The following is a 14551-nucleotide window of genomic DNA, read 5'->3' on the forward strand; positions in this document are numbered from 1 at the left end:
CGAAACCTGAATGTTTGATGAAGCCAACGCGCAGTGGGGGCTGGTCCATGCCCTCGTATTGGATGGTAAAGGCGGGGCGCGTTTCATCGCTCGGACCGAACTCGAAGCACTCCAGTTGCAGCCCCAGGAAAGCCTGTGGCTGCATTGGGATCGCAGTCATCCGCAGACCCATACCTGGCTGCGCCAGGCCAGTGGTCTGAGCGAATTCTCCTGCAACCTGCTGCTGGAAGAAAACACCCGCCCGCGGCTGTTGCCGTTGCCTGATCAGGAGCTGCTGCTGTTCCTGCGCGGCGTGAACCTCAATCCGGGCGCCGAGCCGGAAGACATGGTCTCGGTGCGGATCTTTGCCGCGGCCCAGCGCGTCATTTCCCTGCGCCTGCGCCCGTTGCGCGCTACCGAAGAGCTGATCGAACAACTGAGCGCCGGTCGCGGACCGAAAACCGCGTCGGAACTCATCCTGTACCTGTCGCAGTACCTGACCGACAAGATTCAGGATCTGGTGGGCGAGCTGTCGGAATCGGTTGATATCGAGGAAGAAAAGACAGACACCGACGAACGGTATTCGCCCGATCACAGCAAGCTTTTGCACATTCGCCGGCGTGCGGCCGGGCTGCGGCGATTTCTCGGGCCGCAGCGTGATATCTACGGGCAAATGTCGCGCATCAGACTGCCATGGTTCGTCGATGACGATGCCGATTACTGGAACGAGCTGAACAACAGCCTGACCCGGTATCTGGAAGAGCTGGAGCTGACCCGCGAGCGGGTCGGCCTGTTGCTGGAATCCGAAGACCGGCGGCTGCGCGAGCACATGAACCGCACCATGTACCGCTTCGGTATCATCACCGGGATCTTCCTGCCCATGAGTTTCCTGACCGGCCTGCTGGGAATCAATGTCGGCGGCATTCCGGGCTCGGACAGCCCTTATGGTTTTCTGGTCGCCTGCGGGTTGATCGTGGCGCTGGCGTCGGGACAGTGGTGGCTGTTCAGACGTCTGCGCTGGGTCTGAGCAGGCGTTTTGCGCAAAACATTTGGCGAGTGTGTGTGACCTGGCCGAAACGGGCCTCGTCTCTCACTGACATTGCGTGAGGTGCCTGATGCACGATCCGTTTGAAGAATCTCTACGTGACATGCTCAAATCGTCGTCCTCCAGCCGGGATGACGATGCCTGCCTGGGGCGTGTGCTGAAAACCGCCAATCGCCAGGTCGGCGCCGGCGTGTTGTTCGGCCTGCTCGGGCGCTGGTCCGAGGCGTTGATGATCGCCCTCAACAACGGTTCGGCCCATGTCGCTCCGGTTTCCCGTCTTCGCAAACCTACTGCTCGCCCTGTCGATAAGGCTGATTGAACATGGAATCGAATCTCTGGACCCAGAGCCTGGTGACCGCCAATGCATGGTGGACCAAGGTCGCTAACTTCATTCCCAACCTGTTTGGCGCGCTGGTCCTGGTATTGCTGGGTTTCCTCGTGGCCAAGCTGCTCGACGCGCTGCTCTCCAAGTTGCTCGCCAAGCTGGGTCTGGATCGCCTGATGGGCGGCACCGGTCTGACCAAGATCATCGGTCGTGCAGGCGTCAAGGTGCCGGTCTCCACGGTGGTCGGCAAGATTGTCTACTGGTTCGTGCTGCTTATATTCCTGGTATCCGCCGCCGAGGCGCTGGGCCTGCAACGGGTTTCTTCCACCCTGGACATGCTGGCTCTGTACCTGCCCAAGGTGTTCGGCGCGGCACTGGTGCTGCTGGTCGGCGTGCTGCTGGCGCAACTGGCCAACGGTCTGGTGCGTGGCGCCGCCGAAAGCGTGGGCGTGGATTACGCCGCAGGTCTGGGGCGCATCGCCCAGGGACTGGTAATCATCATCAGTATTTCGGTGGCGATCAGTCAGCTGGAGGTCAAGACCGACCTGCTGAACCATGTGATTGTCATCGGGCTCATTACCGTTGGTCTGGCGGTGGCGCTGGCATTGGGCCTGGGCAGCCGTGAAATTGCCGGGCAGATCATCGCCGGAATTTACGTGCGCGAGTTGTTCCAGGTGGGCCAGTTCGTCCAGATTGGGGATGTGGAAGGGCAGATAGAGGAAATAGGTACCGTCAAGACGACGTTGCTGACGGATGAGGGGGAACTGGTTTCGTTTTCCAACCGGATCCTGCTCGATCAGAGAGTAAGCAGCCGTTAAGCGGCTAACCTGCTAAGCTATGCCGCCAAATTGCCGGAACCCGCGCAGTGGCGGACATTGACCTGACTGTCGGCAAGACTCGTTTTGAATAAACCCCTACCGCTATCGACGCGCTACGACCCACGCGAGCTCTCTGATGAGGAGCTGGTCGCACGCGCGCACGTTGAGCTTTTCAACGTGACGAAGGCGTATGAAGAGTTGATGCGTCGGTACCAGCGAACACTTTTTAACGTCTGTGCGCGTTATTTAGGGAACGATCGGGATGCTGACGATGTCTGTCAGGAAGTGATGCTTAAGGTGTTGTATGGATTGAAAAATTTCGAGGGTAAATCGAAATTCAAAACCTGGCTCTACAGCATCACCTATAACGAGTGCATCACTCAGTATCGAAAGGAACGGCGTAAGCGTCGCTTGATGGACGCTTTGAGTCTGGATCCACTTGAGGAAGCGTCTGAAGACAAGACGCCAAAACCTGAAGAACGGGGCGGGCTTGATCGCTGGCTTGTGCATGTGAACCCGATTGATCGGGAAATTCTGGTGCTGCGTTTCGTCGCTGAACTGGAATTTCAGGAAATCGCCGATATCATGCACATGGGCTTGAGCGCGACGAAAATGCGCTACAAGCGGGCTTTGGATAAACTACGTGAGAAATTTGCGGGCATCACCGAAACTTAACTCGGAGCAAATATCTCTAACCAATCGGTACGTTCTGATAGACTGCCGACGAGTTGTCCCCCGGTATGCGGGACTGCTTTACAATCACCAGATGGGGATTTAACGGATGAAACTGAAAAACACCTTGGGCTTGGCCATTGGTACTATTGTTGCCGCTACTTCGTTCGGCGCTCTGGCACAAGGCCAAGGCGCAGTCGAAATCGAAGGCTTCGCCAAGAAAGAGTACTACGACAGCGCCCGCGACTTTAAGAACGACGGCAACCTGTTCGGCGGCTCCGTTGGCTACTTCCTGACCGACGACGTTGAACTGCGTCTGGGTTACGACGAAGTCCACAACGTCCGTAGCGACAGCGGCAAGAACATCAAGGGCTCCAACACTGCCCTGGACGCTCTGTACCACTTCAACAACCCGGGCGACATGCTGCGTCCGTACGTTTCGGCTGGTTTCTCTGACCAGAGCCTGGGTCAGAACGACCGTGGCGGCCGTAACGGTTCGACCTTCGCCAACGTTGGCGGCGGCGCCAAGCTGTACTTCACTGACAACTTCTACGCCCGTGCCGGCGTTGAAGCTCAGTACAACATCGACCAAGGCGACACCGAGTGGGCTCCTAGCGTCGGTATCGGCGTAAACTTCGGTGGCGGCAGCAAGAAAGTTGAAGCAGCACCAGCTCCAGTAGCTGAAGTGTGCTCCGACAGCGACAACGACGGCGTGTGCGACAACGTCGACAAGTGCCCAGACACCCCAGCCAACGTTACCGTTGACGCTGATGGCTGCCCGGCAGTTGCTGAAGTCGTACGTGTTGAGCTGGACGTCAAGTTCGACTTCGACAAGTCTGTTGTCAAAACCGACAGCTACGGCGACATCAAGAACCTGGCTGACTTCATGCAGCAGTACCCACAGACCACCACCACTGTTGAAGGTCACACTGACTCCGTCGGTCCTGACGCTTACAACCAGAAGCTGTCCGAGCGTCGTGCAAACGCCGTTAAGCAGGTTCTGGTTAACCAGTACGGTGTTGGTGCAGCTCGCGTGAACTCGGTTGGCTACGGCGAAACCCGTCCAGTTGCTGACAACGCAACTGACGCTGGCCGCGCTGTTAACCGTCGCGTAGAAGCAGAAGTAGAAGCTCAAGCTAAGTAATTAGCCGCTCCTACAGAAAAGCCCGGCTCAGGCCGGGCTTTTCTTTGCCTGCGATTTGGTGGCGGTTGTTTGTAAGTCTGTCATGGCCTGAGTCCACAGCGATCCTGTAGGAGCGAGCTTGCTCGCGATCTGCCGCATAGCGGCAGCAATACCCCCCTATGATCAAGCCACAGCGACTGCCTGGATCAAACGCTTTATCTCGGGAACGCACGATCCACATTGCGTGCCACACCCCAGATTATTCTTGAGACCAGTCAAATCACACCCCTGCGAAATGGCCTTCACCACCGCGCTCTGACTGACATTCATGCAATTGCACAATGTCTTGTCGCGAGTCCCGCTCGCGCTTTCTCCCGGCGCCGAGCTGATCGGGGCCAGCAGCCAGCGTCGCAGCGATCCGTCCACCTGACCTTCCAGCCACAGGCTTTGCAGCCAATGTCTGGCCAGTGTCTCTCCGGCCAGGCGCAGGGCGGTGATGCGGCCGTCTTCAATGCGCACCCGCTTGCCGACCGAGCGTTTCGGGTCGTCGTAAGCCACGATCGGCCCGTGATCCAGTTCCAGCAACTGGTCGAACTGCTCCAGCAGGGCCGGCGCCGGTGCCTGCCGGGCGGCGACGCGAATCACCAACGCCTGCCGGTCGCGACCCGCTAACGACAGGCTGGCGAACTCGAACCCTTCGCACAGCGGGCGTAGCGCGTTCAGCCGCTGCTGCACCTCACCTTCCACCAGGGCAAACAGCTGCCACGGCAGTTCAGCCCGCTCGATGCGAATCCCGGCCTGCTTGAGTTCCGGCTGGCGAGACAGCGGATCGTAAGCGGGCAGGGTCAGACTGTTGACGCCCCCCTTGAGAAAGCGGTCGCCCCAGTGCATGGGCAGGAACGCATTGCTCGGCAGCAGGCTCGCATTGCTCTCCACCGGCACGACCAGTTCGCCGCGTCGACTGATGACGCGCACCAGGTCGCCGTTCTGCAGTTGATGGCATTGCAGCTCATCCGGATGCAGGCCCAGTACCGCCTCGCCCACATGGCCAAACAGGCGCGCGGCCGTGCCGGTGCGGCTCATGCCGTGCCACTGGTCCCGTAACCGCCCGGTGTTGAGCGTCAGCGGATAGTCGGCATTCCGGGTTTCGCGGATCGCCACATAGGCATCGGGTATAAACCGCGCCCGGCCCGAGGCGGTCGGGAATCGCCCGTCGCTGTAGAGCCGCGTCGTGCCGTGGCTGGCGCCGACGGGGAAGGGCCATTGTTGTGGACCCAGCCGGTCGATGAGCGCCCGATCGATGCCGGTCATGTCCAGATCGCGGCCTGCGGTCAGCGGCGTAAACTCTTGAAACAGGGTTTCGGCACCGGGGAAATCGAACAGGGCGGGTGTGTCCGGACGCAACCGACGCTGCAGTCGCTGGGCGAAGTCTACGGTAATCGCCCAGTCCGGTCGGGCTTCGCCCGGTGCGCAGATGGCCTTGCGGACGTTGGAGATGCGCCGTTCCGAGTTGGTCACCGTGCCTTGCTTCTCACCCCAGCTCGCGGCGGGCAGCAACAGGTCGGCAAAGGCGGCGGTTTCGGTGGTCTTGAATGCCTCCTGCAACACCACGAAAGGGCAGGCCTGCAACGCGGCCCTGACGTTGTGTTGGTCGGGCAGCGATTGCGCCGGGTTGGTGCAGGCGATCCACAACGCCTTGATCTTGCCGGTCTGCAGTTGCTCGAACAGCTCGATGGCGGACAGGCCCGGCGCGTCCGGCAAGCGGTCGATGCCCCAGTATTCTGCGACCTCGGCACGATGCTCGGCATTCGCCACTTCCCGATGCCCCGGCAGCAGATTGGACAAGCTGCCGGTCTCGCGTCCGCCCATGGCGTTGGGCTGGCCGGTCAGGGAAAACGGACCGGCGCCAGGGCGGCCGATCTGGCCGGTGGCCAGGTGCAGATTGATCAAGGCGCTGTTCTTCGCGCTACCGGCGGTGGACTGGTTCAGCCCCATGCACCACAGCGACAGAAAGCTGGGCGAGGTCCCGATCCACTGGGCGCAGGTCTGCAGATCCTCCAGCGAAACGCCGCAGACCTGCGCTACGCGTTCCGCCGGGTAGTCGCTGGCCAGCGCCTGCATGGCGTCAAAGCCGTCGGTGTGGGCGCCGATGAAGTCGTTGTCCAGATGGCCGTCACGCATCAACAGATGCAGCAGGCCGTGAAACAGCGCCACGTCTGTGCCGGGCTGGATCGCCAGATGCAGGTCGGCCAGTTCACAGGTGTCGGTGCGGCGCGGGTCGATGACGACGATTTTCATCTCCGGGCGCCTGGCTTTAGCTTCTTCCAGGCGCCGGAACAGGACCGGATGGGCGTAGGCCATGTTGCTGCCGACGATCATCACGCAGTCGCTGGCTTCGATGTCTTCGTAGCTGCACGGTGGTGCGTCGGCACCCAGGCTGCGCTTGTAGCCGACCACCGCAGAGGACATGCACAGCCGCGAATTGCTGTCGATATTGTTGGTGCCGATCAACGCCCGAGCCAACTTGTTGAAAGCGTAGTAGTCCTCGGTCAGCAGTTGTCCGGAAATATAGAAGGCGACGCTGTCCGGGCCATGCTCGCCAATGGTCTCGGCAAACACATTGGCGGCATGCTCCAGTGCGGTGTCCCAGTCCGTACGGCTTCGCGCCAGCTGCTTGCCCAGGCGCAGTTCCGGATAGAGCGCCCGCGCGGCCAGATCGCCGGTCAGGTGCAGAGTGGCGCCTTTGCTGCATAGTCTGCCGAAGTTGGCCGGGTGCTGCGGATCGCCGCTGACGCCAAGGATTGTCTCATCGTCGTGTTCGATCAGTACGCCGCAGCCGACGCCGCAATAGCAGCAGGTGGACGCGGTGATCCGCGGGTTGGCGATGGCGTTCATGCGCAGGCTCGCTCTGCCGGTTCACCGAACATCAAATGATCGCGGATGGCGCTGATATTGCTGCCCTGGCGGATCTGTTGCAGATACCAGCTGCCATCCCCGACGTCGCCATACAGGCAGGCGCCGACCAGTACGTCCTGCTTGATCACCAGCTTCTTGTAGACGGCGCTGAGCGGGTCCGAGAAGGTGATGCTTTCGGTGCCCTCGGCGCCGAGAAAATCCCCGGCGGAAAAAAGATCGATGCCGGTCACTTTGAGTTTGGTGGAGGTGACCGAGCCGCAATAGCGGGCAAAGCCCAGTTGGGCGAGGTGGTTGGCGCAGACCTTGGCCTGCTCGAACAGCGGCGCCACCAGGCCGTAGGCGACACCGCGATGGCTCACGCACTCGCCGATGGCGTAAATGCGCGGGTCGAAGGTCTGCAGGGTGTCATTGACCAGGATGCCGCGGTTGCACGGCAGGCCGGCCTGTTCGGCCAGTTCGATGTTGGGACGGATGCCGGCGGCCATGACCACCAGGTCGGCGTCGATCCGCTCGCCGTCGGCCAGTTGCACGGCGCACACCCGGCCGCCGCTGTCGCCCAGCAGTTGCTGGGTCTGAGCGCCGAGGCGAAAGGCCAGGCCGCGCTGTTCCAGGGCCTGTTGCAACATCAGGCCGCTGGTCGCGTCCAATTGCCGTTCCAGCAATGTGCGGCCGTTGTGCAACACCGTCACCTGCATGCCGCGCAGCGCCAGGCCATTGGCCGCTTCCAGCCCCAGCAGACCGCCGCCGATCACCACCGCGCGTCGGTGGCTGCGAGCGGTGTCGATCATCTGTCGGGTGTGGCTGATGTCGCGATAGCCGATCACGCCTTCCAGATCGTTGCCGGGAATCGGCAGGATAAACGGGCTGGAGCCGGTTGCGATCAGCAACCGGTCGTAGCGCGCCTGGGTGCCGTCATCGGCGATCACCAGGCGTCTGGCCCGGTCGATCTTCACCACCCGACGGTTGAGTCGCAGATCAATGCCCTGGCGCTCGTACCAGTCCAGGTCGTTGAGCACGATGTCATCGAAGCTCTGTTCACCGGCCAACACCGGCGAAAGCAGGATGCGGTTGTAGTTGGGATGCGGCTCGGCGCCGAACACGGTGATGTCGTACATGTCTTGGCGAAGTTTCAGCAGTTCTTCAAGGGTGCGCACGCCGGCCATGCCATTGCCGATCATCACCAGTCTGAGTGTTTCCATGTCGCCTCCACCTTGCTGCGAGCCGCGCCAGCGCGTGCTCGATACATTTCGCGCAAACAAAAAAGGCATCCCGCCAGTTACCTGACAGGACGCCTTTGTCCGAATCCCGTTCTCTCGGGAGCAGCGCTGCCTTCGTCGTTGAAGGCGGGCGCTCTATACATTGCTTGTGAGAGGCCATGCAGCGCTTGTGCCAAGTCTGGCGGTGCGGTGGTGCTGGGCGTTGCCTGACGACGGCCTGGATTCTTGCACCGATTTGACGCATTGCGCCCGCAAGCGGGGCGTCAGAATTTCAATGGCGGGCCAGCCAGAGAAGCACGACGACCAGGTTGCCGAGCAGAGAGAGCAGCGCCACGGTGCGCCACACTTTGAGCGGCTCGCGCTCCAGCAGTGGGCGCGGGCGCGGTGCGATGGGCCGGCTTTCGGCCTGTTCCATCTCCAACAGCCACTGTTCGGCCGTTTCAAAACGTTGTGCCGGGTCGGCTTGCAAAGCCTTGGTCAGGCTGCGGTCCAGCCAGTCGGGCAGATCCGGACGGTAGCGGCTGGCCGGTGTCGGAATACCGAAGCGCCGATGCTGGAAGGCTTCGATTTCGCCATAGGGATAGTGGCCGGTCAACAGGTGGTAAAGGGTGACGCCTGCGGCGTAAAGATCCTGCTGGGCAGTCGGTTCGGCACCCGTGAACGCTTCGGGAGCGATGTAGCTGGGGGTGCCGGGCAGGTCGTCGGGGTTGCGCGCCGACAGGCCGGGGCAGTAGGCCACGCCGAAATCCAGGATGCGCAATTCGCCGCTGTCATCCAGCAGCAGGTTGTCCGGCTTGATGTCGCGGTGGATGATGTTGCGCCGATGCAGCAGGCCGATGCCCTTGAGCAGGCGGCCGGCGACGTTCTGCCACTGGGCGAGCGGCAGAACCTCTGTGTCGGCCTGAATTTGGGCGAGTGTGCGACCGGGGTGTTCGCGCATCACGTAATACAAGTGCTGGCGCTCGGGCAGCGGATGAAGCTGTGGGAAGAACCGCCCGGCCACGCGCCGCAGGAACCACTCTTCCAGCAACAGACTCTGGCCTGCGGTGCTTTCATCATGGCGGCTGACGGGCAGGGTTTTCAGCAGCCAGGGCTGGCCTTGGGCATCCCGAACCCGGTACAGAATGGATTGACGGGACTGGGCCAGCGGCTGTTCCAGCTTCCAGCCCTCGAACGCCTGGCCTGGCTTGAGTGACGGTGGCAAGGGCCACTGCTGCAATTGCAGCAGGGTATCGCCCAGATCGTCGGCACCCAGGCTGTCGACCTGGACCAGCAGGGCGCTGGCGTTATCCTGACTGCCGGCCAGATGCGCGGCGCTGACCAGTGTGCGCACCGCTGCGTCGAGATCGGTCTGCTCACTGAGAATCGAACCGATGCTCGCCTCGGCCAGGGTGGCCCAGACACCGTCACTGACCAACAGCAGTCGTTCGCCTTCACGCAGTTCGCCGTCCAGATAGTCCATCACCAGATACTGGTCCAGGCCCAGTGCGCGCTTGAGCACGTGTTGCATGTCCGGCTGTTCCCAGACATGGTCCTCGCTGATCCGGGTCAGCTGCCCGGCCTGCCAGCGATAGGCGCGGCAATCACCGACGTGGGCCAGCGTGAAGCGGCGACCGCGCAGGACCAGCGCACTCAATGTAGTCAGTAGACCGTTGGCCAGCAGCCAGCGATTCTGCGCCAACAGCAAGCGGTCCAGTGACTGCGCCACGCCCCAGGTTTCCGGCGTGGAATAGTAATCCAGCGCCAGCGCCTGCAAGCTCGATTGCGCGGCCAGTGCACCATCGACGCACTGACTGACGCCATCAGCCAGGGCGAACAGGTAGCCCTTGCTGGCAGCCAGTGCCGGGGCAGGGGTGACCAGTCGCAAGGCATCCTGGTTTTCCGGGCGTGGACCGCTGGCGCTGTACTCGGCGTAGCGCAGCTGCAGACTCATCGGCGGTATCAGACCCGTGCTGCGGTGACGGCCGCCGAACCCCAGGTGGTTCTCCAGCGCCGCTTGACGTTCATCAGGCCGAACCAGGCCAGCACCGCCAGTCCTGCGAACAGCCACAGGCCCAGCTGATAGTCGCCGGTGTTTTGCTTGATCGCGCCAAGCCCGGCAGCCAACAGGAAACCACCGATGCCGCCGGCCATGCCGATCAGGCCGGTCATCACGCCGATTTCCTTGCGAAAGCGCTGCGGCACCAGTTGGAAGACCGCGCCGTTGCCTGCACCCAGACCGAGCATCGCCGCCACGAAAAACGCCAGCGCCGCCCAGGAACTGGGCAGGTTGAATCCGACCGCCGCAATGCCGATGGCGGCGATGGTGTACATCACGGTCAGGGTGCGAATCCCGCCGAAGCGGTCCGCCAGAGCGCCACCCAGTGGGCGCATCAGGCTGCCGCCGAACACGCAGGCGGCGGTGTAGTAGCCGGCGGTGATGGGGCTCAGGCCGTATTGATCGTTGAAGTAGCCGGGCAGGGCACTGGCCAGCCCGATAAAGCCGCCGAACGTCACGCTGTAGAAGAACATGAACCACCAGCTGTCACGGTCGCCCAGCGCCTTGAGGTAATCGCTCATGGATTTGGGTTTGGCGCGTTCCGGCGCGTTGCGCGCCATCAGGCTGAAGGCGATCAGGGTCAGCACCAGCGGGATCAACGCCAGACCGAACACATTGCCCCAGCCGAAACTGGCCGCCAGGATCGGCGCCAGCAACGCCGCCAGTACGGTGCCCGAGTTACCGGCACCGGCGATGCCCATGGCCTTGCCCTGGTGCTGCGGCGGATACCATTGCGAGGCCAGCGGCAGCGCCACGGCGAAGGATGCGCCGGCCATGCCCAGGAACAGACCCAGCACCAGCGCCTGTTCATAGGTGTGGATGCCCAGCTGCCAGGCGCCGAACAGCGCGCCGATCACGATGACCTGACCGATGATACCGGCGGTCTTGGGTGAAAGCTGATCGGCCAGCAGCCCCATCAGAAAGCGCAGCACCGCACCGGCGAGGATCGGCGTGGCGACCATCAGGCCGCGTTGTTGGGTGGTCAGCTGCAGGTCGGTGGCGATCTGCACCGCCATGGGGCCCAGCAGGTACCAGACCATGAAGCTCAGGTCGAAGTAGAGAAAGGCTGCGAACAGGGTCGGTTTGTGGCCGGCCTTCCAGAAGCTTGTATCCATGGCGCACCTCATCATCGGCTAGTAGGTCGGTCGGGTCTGGCTCCGTTCATTGGGGCCAAAAACGCAAAAACGCCGCTTCTGTCCTGCCGGAGCAGAACAGATGAGCGACGTCTTTGTCGTGAAGGGTGGCAACCGCCTTTGGCTACCTGGGATTGTTAATAAGCAATAGATGGGCCAAAACGTTGCGCCTGTCTGTGCAGGAGCGGACCGGTCGGCCTAGCCCAGCAACTCACTCATGGCAATGATCTGCTCCGCCACCTGGATCAGTTTCTGCTGGCGGCTCATGGCCTGGCGGCGCATCAGGGTGTAGGCCTCTTCTTCGTTGCACTCTTTCATCTTCATCAGTAAGCCCTTGGCCAGTTCGATGCGCTTGCGCTCGGCCAGCTGCTGGTCACGGGCATGAAGTTGCGCGCGCAGGGCCTGGTCACTTTCGAAGCGGGCCATGGCCACGTCGAGGATCGGCTGCAGGCGCTGGGCGTGGATGCCTTCGACGATATAGGCGCTGACGCCGGACTTGATCGCCTGGCGCATCACGTCCGGGTCATGCTCATCGGTGAACATGACGATCGGCCGCGGCAGGTCGCGGCTGACCAGTACCACCTGTTCCATTACGTCGCGGCCCGGGGATTCGGTGTCGATCAGGATCACATCCGGGCGCACGGCCTGTACTCGCGCGGGCAGGTCGATCATCAGGCCGGATTCGTCGATCACCTCGAAACCCGCTTCGCTGAGGGCCGCCTTGAGGCGCCCGACTTTCTTTGCCGTGTCGTTGATCAGCAGAATACGCAGCATCTTCAGGCCTCCTCAGCGACTGGCAACGAGTGACGGTTCAGCCATGGCGTGCAGTTTGAAACCGCGCGCATAGCCTTGCGGATCGCTGCCGTCCCAGACCTTGCCGTCGATCAGCTGACTGCTGCGCAGGGAGCTGGAAGGGCTGTCGATACCCAGCGCCGCGGCGGCCTGACGGTACAGCGCCAATTGCTGCACACGGCCGGCGACCGCGAGGTAATCAGGGTCGTCGCGCAGCAGGCCCCAGCGGCGGAACTGGGTCATGAACCACATGCCGTCGGACAGCCAGGGAAAATTCACCTCGCCGCCGCCATGAAAGCGCACGGCGTGATTGTCCTGCCATCGATTGCCCAGCCCATCCTCGTAGCGTCCGAACAGGCGCGGTTCGATGCACTCCAGCGGCGCGTCGAGGTAGTCCGCGCCGCACAGCAGTTGCGCCGTGCTGCGGCGGTTCTCCGGCGTCTGTTCAATGAATCGGCTGGCTTCCAGCACCGCCATGATCAAGGCGCGGGCGGTGTTGGGGTTCTGCTCGACGAATTCCCGAGTGCAGCCCAGCACCTTGCCGGGGTGGTCCGGCCAGATCGCCTGGCTGGTGGCTAGGGTAAAACCCTGCCGGCGGGCCACGGCGCTGGCGCCCCAAGGCTCGCCGACGCAGAAGCCGTCGATGCGCCCGGCCTCCAGGTGCTGGACCATCTGCGGCGGCGGTACCACCACACTGTTGACGTCATGGAGGGGATGAATGCCCTGGCTGGCAAGCCAGTAATACAGCCACATGGCGTGGTTGCCGGTGGGAAAGGTCTGCGCGAAGGTCAATTTTGGTCCGCTTTGGTGCGCGCGGCGGTCCAGTGCTTCAGGAGTGATCACGCCGGCTTCCTGAAGAGGGCGCGACAGGTTGATGCACTGTCCGTTCTGGTTCAGGCCCATCAGAATCGCCATGTCCTTGGCCGGAACGCCGCCGATGCCCAGCTCCATCGCGTAGATCAGGCCGTACAGGCTGTGCGCTGCCTGCAACTGGCCGCTGACCAGCTTGTCACGCAGGCTGGACCACGACGCCTGGCGCTTGAGGTTCAGCGTCAGGCCGTACGGTTGCGCAAAACCCTGGGTGGCAGCGACCACCAGCGGGGCGCAGTCGGTCAGCGCCATGAAACCCAGGTCGATGCTGTTCATCTCGGGAGCGTCGCTGCCCGCCACCCAATCCAGCGCATTGCGTTTCGGTGTGTTCATAGGGCTTGCATCATCAGGTCACGTCCACAAAAAAGGCGTCGCTCGGCCGATGCCTCAGGCATGGGTCGTGGCGACGCCATTGTCCAGCCACGGCTCCGCCATTGGAGCCCGTGTCGATACCCGATTCAAGCAAGGCATATGCCAGTGACCGAAATCCGTGCACGGGAACTTTGTCGCGCGTCTCGCATGCAAGGCCCGGTCGCGTCTATAATCGCGCCCTGAATTCAGCTTCTCACGAGCCTAGCCCGCCCATGTATAACCTGGCCCGCCAGTTATTGTTCAAACTCTCCCCGGAAACCTCCCACGACTTGTCCCTGGACCTGATCGGTGCGGGAGGGCGGCTGGGGCTCAATGGCCTGTTGTGCAAGGCGCCGGTCAGGCTGCCGGTGACGGTCATGGGCCTGGAGTTTCCCAACCCCGTGGGCCTTGCGGCCGGGCTGGACAAGAATGGTGCGGCCATCGATGGCTTTGCGCAGCTGGGCTTTGGTTTCGTCGAGATCGGCACCGTCACGCCGCGTGCGCAGCCGGGCAACCCCAAGCCAAGGATATTCCGCCTGCCCAACGCCGAAGCCATCATCAACCGCATGGGCTTCAACAACCTGGGCGTCGATCACCTGCTGACCCGCGTCGAGGCGGCCCGCTACAAGGGCATCCTGGGAATCAACATCGGCAAGAACTTCGACACGCCGGTCGAGCGTGCGGTGGATGACTACCTGATCTGCCTGGACAAAGTCTATGACCATGCCAGCTACATCACGGTCAACGTCAGCTCGCCGAACACCCCTGGCCTGCGCAGCCTGCAGTTCGGCGATTCGCTCAAGCAGTTGCTCGAAGCACTGGGCAAGCGCCAGCAGGAACTGACCATGCGGCACGGCAAGCGCGTGCCGCTGGCGATCAAGATCGCGCCGGACATGACCGATGAGGAAACCGTGCTGGTGGCCGCTGCGCTGATCGAATCGGGTATGGACGCGGTCATCGCGACCAACACCACCCTGAGTCGCGAAGGGGTGGCCGGTTTGCCTCATGCCGATGAGGCAGGCGGTCTGTCGGGCGCGCCAGTGCGCGAGAAGAGCACCCACACCGTGCGCGTGCTGGCCGCTGAACTGGCCGGACGCATGCCGATCATCGCGGCAGGCGGCATCACCGAGGGCCGCCACGCGGCCGAGAAGATCGCTGCCGGTGCCAGCCTCGTACAGGTCTACTCGGGGTTCATCTACAAGGGGCCGGCGCTGATTCGTGAATCAGTGGATGCGATCGCCGCCATGCCTCGCGGCTGAGTCGGTGCATCCA

Annotated in this window: 11 protein-coding genes and 1 pseudogene; 6 read left to right on the top strand and 6 right to left on the bottom strand. The window is 62.4% G+C overall.

Going from position 1 to position 14551, the window contains the following annotated elements:
• Nucleotides 1-10 precede the first annotated feature (10 nt).
• From EGJ27_RS18650 to EGJ27_RS18670, 5 genes are all read left to right on the top strand, one after another.
• Nucleotides 11-1006 (top strand): zinc transporter ZntB, encoded by a 996-nt coding sequence (locus EGJ27_RS18650; protein WP_125832219.1) that lies wholly within the window; start codon nt 11-13, stop codon nt 1004-1006.
• A gap of 88 nt (nt 1007-1094) precedes the next feature.
• Nucleotides 1095-1343: a CrfX protein gene (locus tag EGJ27_RS18655; RefSeq protein WP_125832220.1), complete on the top strand. Its 249-nt coding sequence runs from the start codon at nt 1095-1097 to the stop codon at nt 1341-1343.
• Nucleotides 1344-1345: 2 nt separating this feature from the next.
• A complete protein-coding gene (locus tag EGJ27_RS18660; protein WP_125832221.1) occupies nt 1346-2167 on the top strand; it encodes a mechanosensitive ion channel domain-containing protein in 822 nt (273 codons plus the stop codon).
• 84 nt (nt 2168-2251) lie between these two features.
• Nucleotides 2252-2842 carry an RNA polymerase sigma factor SigX gene (gene sigX, locus EGJ27_RS18665; protein WP_125832222.1) on the top strand — a complete coding sequence of 197 codons (591 nt, stop codon included), beginning with the start codon at nt 2252-2254 and terminating at the stop codon, nt 2840-2842.
• A 106-nt stretch (nt 2843-2948) separates the two neighbouring features.
• Nucleotides 2949-3983: an OmpA family protein gene (locus EGJ27_RS18670; protein ID WP_125832223.1), complete on the top strand. Its 1035-nt coding sequence runs from the start codon at nt 2949-2951 to the stop codon at nt 3981-3983.
• Between the two features lie 162 nt (nt 3984-4145).
• Here the strand turns inward: EGJ27_RS18670 and EGJ27_RS18675 are convergent, their stop codons facing one another.
• From EGJ27_RS18675 to EGJ27_RS18700, 6 genes and pseudogenes are all read right to left on the bottom strand, one after another.
• On the bottom strand, nt 4146-6857 hold the full coding sequence (locus EGJ27_RS18675; protein WP_125832224.1) for a nitrate reductase: 2712 nt from the start codon (nt 6855-6857) through the stop codon (nt 4146-4148).
• Nucleotides 6858-6871: 14 nt separating this feature from the next.
• Nucleotides 6872-8077 (bottom strand): annotated as a pseudogene (locus EGJ27_RS18680) (NAD(P)/FAD-dependent oxidoreductase); the annotation flags it as partial.
• Nucleotides 8078-8366: 289 nt separating this feature from the next.
• A complete protein-coding gene (locus EGJ27_RS18685) occupies nt 8367-10028 on the bottom strand; it encodes a bifunctional protein-serine/threonine kinase/phosphatase (RefSeq protein WP_125832226.1) in 1662 nt (553 codons plus the stop codon).
• Between the two features lie 8 nt (nt 10029-10036).
• On the bottom strand, nt 10037-11248 hold the full coding sequence (locus tag EGJ27_RS18690) for a NarK/NasA family nitrate transporter (protein ID WP_125832227.1): 1212 nt from the start codon (nt 11246-11248) through the stop codon (nt 10037-10039).
• A 216-nt stretch (nt 11249-11464) separates the two neighbouring features.
• Nucleotides 11465-12040 carry an ANTAR domain-containing response regulator gene (locus EGJ27_RS18695; RefSeq protein WP_125832228.1) on the bottom strand — a complete coding sequence of 192 codons (576 nt, stop codon included), beginning with the start codon at nt 12038-12040 and terminating at the stop codon, nt 11465-11467.
• Nucleotides 12041-12052: 12 nt separating this feature from the next.
• Nucleotides 12053-13261 carry a CmpA/NrtA family ABC transporter substrate-binding protein gene (locus tag EGJ27_RS18700; protein WP_125832229.1) on the bottom strand — a complete coding sequence of 403 codons (1209 nt, stop codon included), beginning with the start codon at nt 13259-13261 and terminating at the stop codon, nt 12053-12055.
• Between the two features lie 251 nt (nt 13262-13512).
• Here EGJ27_RS18700 and EGJ27_RS18705 point away from each other — a divergent pair, with 251 nt between their 5' ends.
• Nucleotides 13513-14538, top strand: coding sequence for a quinone-dependent dihydroorotate dehydrogenase (locus EGJ27_RS18705; RefSeq protein ID WP_125832230.1), 1026 nt, complete (start codon nt 13513-13515; stop codon nt 14536-14538).
• The last annotated feature ends 13 nt before the right edge of the window (nt 14539-14551 follow it).

This window comes from Pseudomonas sp. v388 (assembly GCF_003935425.1).
In the GTDB taxonomy this organism is placed as follows: domain Bacteria; phylum Pseudomonadota; class Gammaproteobacteria; order Pseudomonadales; family Pseudomonadaceae; genus Aquipseudomonas.

Coding starts and splice junctions, on each gene's coding strand:
- EGJ27_RS18650 (WP_125832219.1), top strand. CDS start 11: ATGTTTGATGAAGCCAACGCGCAGTGGGGGCTGGTCCATGCCCTCGTA.
- EGJ27_RS18655 (WP_125832220.1), top strand. CDS start 1,095: ATGCACGATCCGTTTGAAGAATCTCTACGTGACATGCTCAAATCGTCG.
- EGJ27_RS18660 (WP_125832221.1), top strand. CDS start 1,346: ATGGAATCGAATCTCTGGACCCAGAGCCTGGTGACCGCCAATGCATGG.
- EGJ27_RS18670 (WP_125832223.1), top strand. CDS start 2,949: ATGAAACTGAAAAACACCTTGGGCTTGGCCATTGGTACTATTGTTGCC.
- EGJ27_RS18675 (WP_125832224.1), bottom strand. CDS start 6,857: ATGAACGCCATCGCCAACCCGCGGATCACCGCGTCCACCTGCTGCTAT.
- EGJ27_RS18685 (WP_125832226.1), bottom strand. CDS start 10,028: ATGAGTCTGCAGCTGCGCTACGCCGAGTACAGCGCCAGCGGTCCACGC.
- EGJ27_RS18690 (WP_125832227.1), bottom strand. CDS start 11,248: ATGGATACAAGCTTCTGGAAGGCCGGCCACAAACCGACCCTGTTCGCA.
- EGJ27_RS18695 (WP_125832228.1), bottom strand. CDS start 12,040: ATGCTGCGTATTCTGCTGATCAACGACACGGCAAAGAAAGTCGGGCGC.
- EGJ27_RS18700 (WP_125832229.1), bottom strand. CDS start 13,261: ATGAACACACCGAAACGCAATGCGCTGGATTGGGTGGCGGGCAGCGAC.
- EGJ27_RS18705 (WP_125832230.1), top strand. CDS start 13,513: ATGTATAACCTGGCCCGCCAGTTATTGTTCAAACTCTCCCCGGAAACC.